This window comes from uncultured Bacteroides sp. (genome assembly GCF_947632445.1).
GTDB lineage: Bacteria > Bacteroidota > Bacteroidia > Bacteroidales > Bacteroidaceae > Bacteroides.
In genome coordinates this window covers 26,182-38,720 of record NZ_CANRPM010000004.1, presented here as the reverse complement: position 1 = coordinate 38,720, position 12,539 = coordinate 26,182, and the positions used below count along the sequence as shown (strand labels likewise).

At 52.4% G+C, this 12,539-nt stretch carries 9 protein-coding genes; 4 read left to right on the top strand and 5 right to left on the bottom strand.

Annotated elements, in window-relative coordinates; genetic code table 11:
• Positions 1-29 precede the first annotated feature (29 nt).
• On the bottom strand, positions 30-1,508 hold the full coding sequence (locus Q0Z70_RS01550; protein ID WP_298071985.1) for a glycoside hydrolase family 125 protein: 1,479 nt from the start codon (positions 1,506-1,508) through the stop codon (positions 30-32).
• A gap of 12 nt (positions 1,509-1,520) precedes the next feature.
• The gene (locus tag Q0Z70_RS01545) at positions 1,521-3,578 is read right to left on the bottom strand and encodes a family 20 glycosylhydrolase (protein ID WP_298071983.1); all 2,058 of its coding nucleotides are present in this window, start codon (positions 3,576-3,578) and stop codon (positions 1,521-1,523) included.
• Positions 3,579-4,199: 621 nt separating this feature from the next.
• Between Q0Z70_RS01545 and Q0Z70_RS01540 the strand changes: the two genes are divergently transcribed.
• Both Q0Z70_RS01540 and Q0Z70_RS01535 read left to right on the top strand, forming a co-directional pair.
• Complete coding sequence (locus tag Q0Z70_RS01540; protein WP_298071981.1) at positions 4,200-5,036, top strand: DUF6261 family protein; 837 nt, start codon at positions 4,200-4,202, stop codon at positions 5,034-5,036.
• Between the two features lie 37 nt (positions 5,037-5,073).
• On the top strand, positions 5,074-7,191 hold the full coding sequence (locus Q0Z70_RS01535) for a S9 family peptidase (RefSeq protein WP_298071979.1): 2,118 nt from the start codon (positions 5,074-5,076) through the stop codon (positions 7,189-7,191).
• A gap of 63 nt (positions 7,192-7,254) precedes the next feature.
• Here the strand turns inward: Q0Z70_RS01535 and Q0Z70_RS01530 are convergent, their stop codons facing one another.
• Both Q0Z70_RS01530 and Q0Z70_RS01525 read right to left on the bottom strand, forming a co-directional pair.
• Positions 7,255-8,367, bottom strand: coding sequence for a PspC domain-containing protein (locus Q0Z70_RS01530; RefSeq protein ID WP_298071977.1), 1,113 nt, complete (start codon positions 8,365-8,367; stop codon positions 7,255-7,257).
• A 43-nt stretch (positions 8,368-8,410) separates the two neighbouring features.
• A complete protein-coding gene (locus Q0Z70_RS01525) occupies positions 8,411-8,737 on the bottom strand; it encodes a PadR family transcriptional regulator (RefSeq protein ID WP_298071975.1) in 327 nt (108 codons plus the stop codon).
• 229 nt (positions 8,738-8,966) lie between these two features.
• Here Q0Z70_RS01525 and Q0Z70_RS01520 point away from each other — a divergent pair, with 229 nt between their 5' ends.
• Positions 8,967-10,376 carry a hypothetical protein gene (locus Q0Z70_RS01520; RefSeq protein ID WP_298071973.1) on the top strand — a complete coding sequence of 470 codons (1,410 nt, stop codon included), beginning with the start codon at positions 8,967-8,969 and terminating at the stop codon, positions 10,374-10,376.
• 62 nt (positions 10,377-10,438) lie between these two features.
• Positions 10,439-10,936 carry a GNAT family N-acetyltransferase gene (locus Q0Z70_RS01515; RefSeq protein ID WP_298071971.1) on the top strand — a complete coding sequence of 166 codons (498 nt, stop codon included), beginning with the start codon at positions 10,439-10,441 and terminating at the stop codon, positions 10,934-10,936.
• 53 nt (positions 10,937-10,989) lie between these two features.
• Here Q0Z70_RS01515 and Q0Z70_RS01510 read toward each other — a convergent pair whose 3' ends face one another.
• The gene (locus tag Q0Z70_RS01510) at positions 10,990-12,522 is read right to left on the bottom strand and encodes a peptide MFS transporter (RefSeq protein ID WP_298071969.1); all 1,533 of its coding nucleotides are present in this window, start codon (positions 12,520-12,522) and stop codon (positions 10,990-10,992) included.
• Between the last annotated feature and the right edge of the window lie 17 nt (positions 12,523-12,539).

The window sequence follows — 12,539 nt, the reverse complement described above, 5'->3', positions numbered from 1 at the left end:
GGATTATTATTCGTTGAGTTTTCGGGTTGTTAAAGGCTGTTCAGCAAGTCCAGTTTACCGTCGCCGATCAGCTTAAGAATGAGTTCGCCGAAGAGCGTGTTCTGCCAGGCAAACCATTTTCGCGTGAACTTCTCCGCATTGTCTTTGTGGAAGGATTCATGCATGAAGCCGGTGCCCGCATCGGTTGTCATTAACATGCGGAGGCAGTCGCGGATTTCTCCGTCGTCCCGGCTGGTGAAGGCTCTCATCATGATGCTCATCGGCCACACCATGTCATAGCCGATGTGAGGACCGCCGATACCCTCGCCTGCTTTCCCTTTGAAGAAGTAGGGATTGTCTTCGCTCCACACCAGTCGGCGGGTGTTCTGATAGACCGGGTCGTTCACATCGACATCGCCCAGATAGGGAAGTGCCAGGAGGCTGGGCACATTGGCATCGTCCATGAACAGGCGGCTGCCGAAGCCGTCGATCTCGAACGCATAGACGGTACCGTACTTCGGGTGCTCGAACGTGGCATATTTTTTCAGCGCCTGCTCCACTTCCGAAGCAAGGTCGGTACACTGGCGGGCAAGTCCGTCGTTTCCGTTGACTTCCGACAGGATTTCGGCGGCCTTGCGCAGGGAGCTTACGGCAAAGAAATTGGACGGGATGAGGAACGGAAGCGTCGTGGCATCGTCCGACGGGCGGAAGACAGAGACAATCAGCCCCACCGGATTGACCGGACTGCCCCAGCCGTCGTTGACGGTGGTGTCCGTTGCCCGCTCGGTCTTGCGCTGAAAGCGATACGGGCCTTTTCCTTCCTTCCGCTGCTGTTCCTTGAAGGTTTGCAGGATGTTTTCCACCGCCTTCAGCCAGTTCTCGTCGAAAACGCCGGTGTCGCCCGTCATCTTCCAATAGTGGTAGGCCAGCCGCAGGGGATAGCACAAGGAATCAATTTCCCACTTGCGTTCGTGTAGTTCCGGTCTCATCGACGTGTAGTCGGAAGCCCACTCGCTGCCGGTCGGTCCGTCGTTGAATGCGTTGGCATACGGGTCGAGGTTGATACATAAGAACTGACGCCGGATGACACCTTCGAGCATCGACTTCAGTCTCCCGTCCTCATTGGCGAATTGTACGTAGGGCCAGACTTGTGCCCCGGAGTCGCGGAGCCACATGGCGTGGATGTCGCCCGTATAAACAAACGTATCGGGAAGGCCGTTCTTCAGGCGGAAGTGCACCGTAGTGTCCAGCGTGTTCGGAAAACAGTTCTCGAACATCCACGACAGGTACGGGTTTGTCAACATCGCCTTGACTTCGGCAATTTTCTTCTCGATGATATCCGACCGGAACAATCTTTCTTCCTGCGGAGGGCGTTGGCTTACGTAACGTCCCACGTTGTCTTTCGGCGCGGTCAGGGGCGCTTCGGCAAGCGGCTTGAAAGCATCCGGCGACATGGCGGAGGCAGCTGCGCCCGGCGCGACGCCCGAAAGAAGCAGCGCGGCGGCCCATAAGAGTCTTTTGTTTGTCATAGATAATTTATTTTAGTTAATTACAATTTCATCGGTAAACAGCCAGCCCATTACTTCGCGGTTCAGGAGGCCGACGAAGTGCACATAGCGTGTTTTCGCAGAGCCTTCCCACCGGTAGTTTTGGAAAACGAGCTTTGTTTCGGTCACGGGCACGTCGGTGACGATGCGTTTCACTTCCGTGAAGGTCTTTCCGTCGTCCGAGAAGGAAATCGCCACTTCTTTCGGAAGCCAGATTTCGGGGCCGCGCAGCTGCATAAAGTCGGCTTCGACCTGCCGGATGTCCGACACCTTGCCCAAGTCGACGGTGACATCCACATCCTTGCAGAGAAAACCCTGCCAGCGTCGGTCGCCATAAGACCACCCGCCGCGCAGTCCGTCGGTCAGTGTGGAGTCTCCTGCGGCGGGATAGGCTGCCGACCACGGCTGCGCGTAGGCAACCGCGCAATGAAGTCCGCGATGCGCCACCGGCCGGAGGGACTCGCGCCGCTCGCCCACCTCTTCGGAAAGGTCGAACGGGTGATACCCGTACATTTGCAGCCATGCCACTTCCTTCAGTGCCGCCTTTCGGAAGCGCGGGAAGTCTTTCCGAGCAGGCGACGTCCATGCCACTTCGGACAGCGCCAACAGACGCGGATACGTCATATATTCGGCGTGCTCTTCCGTCGGCATGTATTCCGCCCAGACATTGGCCTGTACACCTCTTATATATAGTTGCTGTTCGGCGGAAGCTCCGTCGGGAACGGGATTGTACGAATAGACTTTTTCTAAGGTCAGGTAGCCTCCGATGGCTTCCGGCTGCGTTACGGGAGCATCCTGATAAGCATCCAAGTAACAGAAAGCGCCGGGCGTCATAATCACCTCGTGACCCGCCTTTGCCGCAGCGATGCCGCCTTCCTCACCCCGCCACGACATGACCACCGCATCCTGCGGCAGACCGCCTTCGAGGATTTCGTCCCAGCCGATGAGTTTGCGCCCGTGTTCGCCCAAGAATTTCGCGATACGGCCTATCAGGTAGCCCTGCAACTCTTTCCCGTCCTTCAAACCTTCGCTGCGCATGCGCGCCCGACACTTCGGACACTGCTCCCAGCTGACGGTGGAGGCTTCGTCGCCGCCGATATGGATGTATTCCGACGGAAAGAGTTCCATCACCTCCTCCAACACATGCTCCAGGAAGTCGAAGGTTGCTTCGTTGCCGATGCAAAGCTCTCCGCTCCGTTGCGAATGGTTCGGACAGGCCAGTTGCGGGAAAACGGCAAGTATCTCTTCCGAGTGCCCCGGCATCTCGATTTCGGGAATGACGTCGATGTGCAGCCTGCGCGCATGTTCGAGCACCCGGCGCACGTCGTCCTGCGAGTAATATCCGCCGGAAGCTCCCGGTGAATCCTTGCTGCAATATTTGCGTCCGCCGTTCCACCACGATTTCCAGTCGGGGTACGGACGGTAGGCGGCCTGTTCCGTCAGCTGCGGGTAGCACTTGAGTTCCAGACGCCACCCCGCGCCGTCGGTCAGGTGCCAATGAAAGCGGTTCAGCTTGTATCTCGCCATCGCGTCGAGCTGCTTCATTACAAATTCCACCGAACGGAAATGGCGCGATACATCCATGTGCATGCCGCGATAAGCGAAACGGGGATAGTCGGTTATGCGGACGAACGGCATCGTGAAGCGACCGTCTTTTTCCTCGGCCAACTGCAACAAGGTTTGAAAGGCGTAGAACAGTCCGACAGGCGCAACGGCCTCGGCACGAATGCCGTCGGCATCGACCGTCAGCCGGTAGCCTTCTTCGGAAGAAACATCGGGCAGCGCATCCACGCGCTCGAAGCGGAGCAGCGCGCCGTCGTCGTCCGAAGCCGTCAGGCAGAAAGGCGAAGAAGCGAAAACGGCCGAAAGGTCAGCCCGTTCGCTCTCCGACAGATTGGTATGGAAAGCGCAGCCCGTCGCAAAGGAATATGTACCGTCCTGCACGTCGAGCGACTGCGGTTGCGGAACGACGCTCACCTCGCGGTCTGCGGATGAGCTGCACGCTGTCAGCAAGAGACACGGAACAATCAGAGAAAAGAGTGCTTTTTTCATGGTTAACAAATTATGTTAGTTTACTGTTTCATTTCGGCCGACCAAGATACGAAAAACTTTCGGATAAGCAAACTATTTAGCCGAAATTATTTTTTATTTCATTTTTTCTGTAAAATATTTGCAGGAAACAAACCGATTCCGTAACTTAGAGCCGAAATTGCTAAAGTTCGTTATAAAACGCCATGAAAAACGACACAACGGTGTATTGAGCACCATTTCCGAACGGTTGGGGTGGTCGTCGTACTTTCCGACGGTCTGCCCCAACGCTCGGAGAGACTTTCGGACATTCCGACAGAGCGCGAAAACATTTGGAGAAACCTTCGGACGTTCCGACAGAGCGCGAAAACGCTCGGAGAGACTTTCGGACATTCCGACGAAGCGCGGAAATGCTCGGAGAGACTTTCGGACGTTCCGACAGAGCGCGAAAACGCTTGGAAAGACTTTCGGACATTCCGACAGAGCGCGAAAACGCTCGGAGAGACTTTCGGACATTCCGACAGAGCGCGAAAATACACGGAGAGACTTTCGGACGTTCCGACGGACAGAAATAAATGTGAAACATTACCTCTCGCTCGGCGAGACAATGAAATATACCTATTATTAACTTTAAATTAAGATAGTATGCAAATTATTACTTCGCAAGTTCCCTACACGAGCAAGGCCCGCAATGCGGAACACAATTATCTCTTCAACAAACTTGTGGATGCCATTCCGCAAGACTTCGCAGAGAAGCACGGATTTTCCGCCCATCACAAACGGCTGACCGACGCGTTGGCGAACGAAAATGCAAGCTACACGCGCACGACGAGATACGTCGATACCGAGGCGCTGGTGCAAAAAGACAATAAGCGGGACAATCTCTTCCGGCGAATGAAGCTCCATTTTCAGTCGTCCGAGCTCGCTCCCGACGCCGACGTGGCCGCAGCTGCGGCGAAATGTCTTGAGGCCGTCGGCTCTCAGAACCCGACCATTCTGCCTTATACGGAGAACACCGCTGCCGTGCGCGACATCGTGGCCAAACTGGAATCCGACCGCTACGTTTCGTCGGTGAAGAAGGTGGATGCAACCCAGCACGTCAACGACTTGAAAGAGGCCAACGACGACTTCGACGCCCTCTATTCTGCCCGCGCCGATGAGCGGTACGCCCGAAACATTTCGGCGCCCGATATGAAAGATGCCCGTGCGGCAATGGAAGCGGCGTATGCCGATGTGGCGGACATTCTGAACGCTCTCTACATTCAGGCGACCGTTCTCTCGACGGACGAGGAGACACAAAAGGAGCTGCTTGCCATTGCCACAGCGGTCAGCGCGATTATTTCGCAATATACGCTGGTGCTCTCGCGTCGCGGCGTGGGCAAGACGACGGAGGATGCCTCTTCTACCGATGCGCCGGATGAGGGCGATACCGGTGATACGGATTCCGGCGACCACAATGATGAGGGAGAAAGCCCGTTGTAACAGCGTCGTCAGACAATCACATAACAGAAGAAAAAGTATGAAACCGATTAATCTATTATTCATGTCAGCATTGATGACATTGGCTTCGTGCGGCAGTTCGTCCGAAGCCGCGAAAGAAGCGGACGACTCTCTCATCGGTCGCTCGGACATCCGCCTTGAGAACCGCCGTCTGACACCCGAAGCGCTTTGGGCCATGGGCCGCATCGGGAGCGTGGCACCTTCGCCGGACGCCGGCCGCGTGGCCTACACCGTAAGCTACTACAGCGTGGCCCAAAACAAGAGCAATACCGAACTCTTTATGATGAATGCCGATGGCTCGGACAATACGCAGCTCACCCGCACCGCGTGGAATGAGGGACAACCCGCCTGGATAAAAGGCGGCACGAAACTGGCATACCTGAGTAGCGAGAGCGGCTCCAGCCAAGTATGGGAGATGAACGTCGACGGCACGCCACGCCACCGTCTGACAGACTACGACGGCGACATCGAAGGTTTTGCTTTCAGTCCCGACGGTCGGAGACTGCTCTTCATCGCCCAGGTAAAGACCGTTTCCTCCGTGAAAGACAAATACCCGGACTTGGATAAGACGACGGGCATTCTCGTTACCGACTTGATGTACAAACATTGGGACGAATGGGTGACGACAGCTCCCCACCCCTTCGTAGCAGACTTCGACGGCTCGGCCGTTGCTTCCGATGCGAAGGACATTCTCGACGGAGAGCCCTACGAAAGTCCCATGAAGCCCTGGGGAGGCATCGAACAGTTGGCGTGGAGTCCCGATGGGAAGGAAGTAGCCTACACCTGTCGGAAGAAAACAGGCCTCGAATATGCTGTTTCCACCAACTCGGATATCTATGTCTACAACGTAGAGACCGGTCAGACCCACAATCTCACGGAAGAAAACAAGGGCTATGACACAAATCCGCAGTATTCGTCCGATGGTCGGTACATCGCCTGGCAAAGCATGGAGCGCGACGGATATGAAGCAGACCTGAACCGCCTTTTCATCATGGATCGCCGGACAGGAGAGAAAACGTTTCTCAGTCACCCCTACCCTTCGAACGTTGATTCTTTCGTGTGGGACGATGACTCGAAAGGCATTTATTTTCTGGGCGTTTGGCATGGAGAAGTGCAAATCTATTACGTTGCTCTCGACCATCCCGACCAAGTAGTGCAACTTACCGACGGCATGCATGACTACGGCTCCATCGCTCTCTGCGGCAACAAGCTGATAACGACCCGTCACTCCATGAGTATGGCCGATGAAATCTACGCTGTAGACAAGGCCCGCCAAGGTGACGCCTTCGCACAAAACACTCAGCTCACTACAGAGAACAAACACATCTACGACCAGCTCGATATGGGCCGCGTAGAGGAACGTTGGATGAAAACCACCGACGGTAAGCAGATGCTGACGTGGGTTATCTATCCGCCTCAGTTCGATCCAAACAAGAAGTATCCTGCTCTGCTCTACTGCGAAGGCGGTCCGCAAAGTCCCGTCAGCCAATTCTGGAGCTATCGCTGGAACTTCCAGATTATGGCGGCCAACGATTACATCATTGTGGCGCCCAATCGCCGCGGGCTGCCGGGCTTCGGAGTGGAATGGAACGAAGCCATCAGCGGAGACTATGGCGGCCAGTGCATGAAGGACTATTTCACCGCCATCGACGAAATGGCGAAAGAACCGTTTGTCGACAAAGACCGTCTGGGCTGCGTAGGCGCCAGCTTCGGAGGCTTTTCCGTCTACTGGTTGGCCGGACATCACGACAAGCGCTTCAAGGCCTTCATCGCCCACGACGGCATCTTCAACATGGAAATGCAATACCTGGAGACGGAAGAGAAATGGTTCGCCAACTGGGATATGGGCGGCGCCTACTGGGAGAAGGACAACGCCACGGCCCAACGCACCTTCGCCAACTCGCCTCACAAATTCGTAGACAAATGGGACGCTCCCATTCTCTGCATCCACGGCGAGAAAGATTACCGCATTCTGGCCAACCAGGCGATGGCCGCCTTCGATGCCGCCAAGATGCGCGGCGTGCCGGCCGAACTGCTTATCTATCCCGACGAGAACCACTGGGTATTGAAGCCACAGAACGGCGTGTTGTGGCAACGCGTGTTCTTCGAGTGGCTAGACAAATGGTTGAAGAAATAAAAAGCTGAAATGTATAAAAAAGAGGCACCGGAAGATGCCTCTTTTTTGTATGAACAACTGCCGTCACACCGACAGATATTCCTTCCCCATATAGAGATCGGGGAAAGACAAGCCACTCAACGTGAAACACAGTGCAAACACCACTGCACTGATTATCCAAAGTATCAGCAGCGTCCACTTCAATCCAACAGTCATGGGCTGCCACTTCAACAGGTTGCGGAACAGGGCATGCAGCAGGCTGAACAGCGGAATGGCCACCAGCAGAATACCTGCTATATACATCGTAATGGCCTCGAACGGTGAAGCCGGCAGCATAATGTCCATCGTGGGAAAGAGCGAGAACAAGGCCGCCCCTCCTCCTACAGCCACCATGATGGCCGCAAACAGCAAAGCGACAAACGCAATGCCTAAAACAAACAGAACCGGACTGCAAATGACAATCAGGACAATCAGTCCCACTTTCAGGATCCATCCTGTCAGCGTAACCAGTGCATCACCAATCCTCTGCAGCAATGTACGGGGCTTATCGGAACGCATGTAGCTGTTTACACCGTCAGCCATCCGTTCAAAGCCTCCGGTCACCGTCTTGCCGATGTTCTCTACCGTCACCGCCTCACCGTGCATGCTTAACTTCTCAGCAGCTGTGCGTGCTTCTGGAATAATCAGCCAACAGATAATATAAATAGGTATCAGCATGCCGTAACCAAATATCAGGATAACAAACAGCAGCAGACGCACCAGCGTCGTGTCACAGCCCAAATAAGCAGCCAAGCCACTGCACACGCCTCCTAACATCTTATCGTCGGGATTTCGAAACAGTCTGCGACGCACCTTCACCGGCTCCTCGTTCCGCGTCCATGAACCGGCTCCATATCCTCCAGCACTGCTCGCTGTATGTTTTTCCTCTCCGTCAGCATCATCCATCTCTTCAGGCTTGCCCATGCGGACTATTACCTCTTCTACATCGTTCAAAGTAACCACCTGACGGTTTCCGGTGAGTTTCTCGGCCAGCAATTCAGAAATACGACGTTCTATATCGTCTACAATCTCGTTCGCACCGGCTTCCTTACGAAAGTGCGACTTCAAATTCATCAAATAATCATCCAACAGGCGGTAGGCATCTTCGTCGATGTTGAACACCGTTCCACCCAGATTTACAGTCAATGTCTTTTTCATTGTGATATGTTTGTTTTAAAGTTTTCGATATTCATTCTTATTTTTAGTTCCGGCGAATGTGTTCCACCGTTTCGTTCAGTTCCTGCCAGGCAGTTTCCAGTTCCTGTAGAAAGTTTTCTCCTTTCGGTGTCAGCCGGTAATATTTTCGCGGCGGCCCCTGTGTCGATTCTATCCATTCATATTCCAGCAGGTCGTCGTTCTTCAGACGTGTCAATAGCGGATAGAGCGTCCCTTCCACTACAATCAGCTTAGCCCCTTTCAACCTCTGAATAATGTCCGAAGCATAGGCAAGCTCTTTATGCAGCAACAGCATAATGCAGTATTCCAGCATCCCTTTGCGCATCTGCGACTTCACATTGTCTACATTCATACCTTATTTCCTTAATCGTTTGATTTGCTTGCTTATTTTGTATGGCACAAATATATGTATTATATAAGTACCTTGCATTACATAATACCATATATTAGGATATATTAACGTATGAAATATATGCAGCATACGGAGCGAAGATCAGAAAGAAAACATCTTTTTATCGTATCAGTTTGCACATCCCGGAAAATGTTGATACCTTGCAGAAAAATTTAAAAACAACGAAACAATGAACCAACCCTTGAAAAAAACGTATGTACACATTCTTTGTTTGGGAATAGCTTGCTGCACGCTTTCCCATGCTATGGCACAAAAGGCTGACCGGACTTTGAAAGAAAAACATCGGAAAGAAGTAACTTCCTTTTTTGACCACCGACTGAGAGATGATACAATCGCTTTCAGGACATCCATCCGTATGAAATGGAGAGAAACAGACGATATGCGGCAGGCTGTATGGCAATTATGGAAAGAATCCAATGAAACTTTCAAAGAAGAAAAACTGCCTGTTCTCTCTCCGCTCTCCGAACAGTCAGCAAGCAGTTGGAAGCTGCCTCAAGAATTGGAACCGAATGCCACATTGAATTTCTACTGGGGATGGAAGAAAACGGCCGAGTCAACAGCTGCCGGACAAAAATTACCTCTATTTCTCTATCTCCACGGTTCGGGCCCCAAAGCGTTAGAATGGGCCACCGGACTGAAGATATGCAGTCGGTTCGACGATACCCCGTCCATCTACTTCATTCCACAGATACCCAACGAGGGAGCCTACTACCGTTGGTATCAGCGCTCCAAACAATACGCTTGGGAAAAACTCCTGCGGCAGGCTCTACTGTCTGATGATATCAACCCCGACCGCATTTATATATTCGGCATCTCCGAAGGCGGTTACGGCAGTCAGCGACTGGCCTCATTCTATGCCGACTATTGGGCGGCGGCAGGCCCCATGGCAGGCGGTGAACCCCTGAAGAACGCTCCGGCTGAGAACCTGAGCAATACAGCTTTCTCACTTCGCACGGGTGCCGAAGATAAAGGTTTCTATCGCGACCGCCTCACCCGTTATACTGCCGAAGCGCTGGACAGCCTGCAACGGCTCTATCCCGATCGCTACATCCATTGCGTCGAACTTATTCCCGGCTACGGACACCACATCGACTACTCGCCCACCACTCCCTGGCTGAAGCAGTACGTCCGCAATCCCTACCCCAAACACTTCTGTTGGGAGAACTTCGAAATGGACGGACGTTATCGTCAAGGGTTCTACAACCTGCGCATAGACGAACGTTCGAATGCCGACAGCAATACACGTACACGCTACACGCTGGATATTGAAGGCAACCATGTATCGTTGGCGATTGACGAAGTGACCTACCGCACTACGGAGACCGACCCGCAATGGGGCATCGAACTGAAATTCGCCAAAACATACCGACCTGCACTACGGGGAAAGGTAACGGTCTATCTATGCTCCGAACTGGTAGACTTGGATAAGCCAATCACACTGACTGTCAACGGACACACCGCATTCGAAGGCCACGTAAAACCTGACGTGAAGCATCTGGTGAACAGTTGTGCCACATTCTTCGATCCGAAACGTCTCTATCCCGCCGCTATCGAAGTAGATCTGGAAACACTGCAATAACTACCATCTGACAACCGAGAACACATTTTATCGAACCATTAGAATTAAAATACAAACACATAATGTTTACAATTCGAAAAGCAGATATTGCCGACTGCCGGCTCATCAACAAGCTGGCTTGGGACGTCTTTCCTGAAACCTACAAAGACATCCTGACCCCAGAACAGATTGAGTACATGATGGACTGGATGTATTCCCCCGAAAACATCCGCAAGCAGATGGAGGAAGAAGGCCACGTCTACCTAATGGCCTACGAAGAGTGTGAAGCGACGGGCTACGTGTCCGTCCAGCCCGAAAGCAAAGACCTCTTCCACCTCCAGAAGATTTACGTCCTGCCCTACTTCCAGAAAGCCCATTGTGGCAGCTTTCTTTTCCACGAAGCTATCAAGTACATCAAGAAAGTACATCCCGCTCCCTGCCGCATGGAGCTTAATGTAAACCGCCAAAACCCTGCCCTGGGCTTTTACCAGCACATGGGTATGACGAAAGTGCGCGAAGGCGACTTTCCTATCGGTAACGGTTACTACATGAACGATTACATCATGGGGATGGAGATATAAAGAAAGTGGGGCAGAAAAATCCTGTCCCACTTTCTTTCTTATATTAAAATCATTTAAGCTACTTTTTCCAGTCTCTTCATTACGGAGAAAATAAACAGGGCTGCCAGCAGGCAAAGTACCATCAATACGCCCCATACAACCCATAAAGGCATATCACCCCACAAATCGGAAGCCAAACGGGTACCATAATTACCAATGGCAGTAGCCACGAACCAGCCCCCCATCATCATGCCTTTGTACTTGGGAGGAGCTACTTTCGATACGAAAGAGATACCCATCGGCGAAAGCAACAGCTCGGCAAACGTCAATACCAAATAAGTAGATACCAACCAGTTGGACGATACAAACGAAGCCGTTCCACCCTCAATGGCTGCCTGCTGTGCATTAGGCGTAAGCAGACTGACGGATGCTAACAACATCAACACATAACCGCAAGCGGCCACCAACATACCCAAACCGATTTTACGCGGAGCGGAAGGTTCCTTGCCCTTGCGTGCCAAAGTTCCAAAGATAGCCATTGAAACCGGTGTCAGAGCCACTACGAAGAAGGGATTGAACTGCTGGAAGATAGGAGCATCCACCGGCGTAGTGCCTTCGATGGCGAAATAGCGATATACCAGGAAGAGGACGGCCAGCAGGATAACGACACCCGAAACAGTCTTGCCTTTGCCCGTCTTCGACTGGAAGAGGGAGAACAGGGCATAGACGATAAAGATGACAGCTACCAGGTTCCATACACTGAACATCATGCTCTCCAACCCTTCGGAAGTGCGGGCAGTGAACTGCTTGGCAAACAGAGTCAGCGTCAATCCGTTCTGATGGAAAGCCATCCAGAAGAAAATAACCACAGCAAACACCAGGCAGAGAGCCACGATACGGTCTTTCGTTTCACGCGGAGACAACTCCTCGACAGTAGCCGAAACCGTGCTCTTGTTGGAAACTGCCTGCTTGTTGCCACCTTCCACATGCTTGAAGGTGCTGCGGAAACCATAATAAATAGCCATCGAAACGATGAGAGAGACACAAGCCACAGCAAAAGCAAAATGATAAGAGTCTTCATGGCTTACACCAAAATTCTTCTGGGCATAGTTCATAATCTCCACAGCCGCGGTAGGAGCAAAAAGCGCACCGATATTGATAGCCATATAGAAAATACTGAACGCAGAGTCGCGACGGGCCGAATATTCCGGCGCATCATACAAATTGCCGACCATCACCTGCAAATTGCCCTTGAACAGACCAGTACCGCAACTGACCACCAACAATGCAGTGAACATTGCAATCAAACCTGTCGTCCCGCTACCGGCGGGTAAAGACAAAAGTACATACCCGGCAAACATGGATATGATGCCGATAGTAACCATTTTACCATATCCGAACTTGTCGGCCAAGATACCTCCAATAAACGGTAAAAAATAAACTAAGGCCAAGAAACCTGCGTATATGTTTCCCGCTTCATCGGCAGACATGCCGAAGTTATCCATAAGAAACAAAACGAAGATAGCCAGCATCGTGTAATAGCCGAAACGTTCGCCCGTATTGGCGAGTGCCAAGGTATAAAGACCTTTAGGTTGCCCTTCAAACATAATGTTGTAGAAATTAA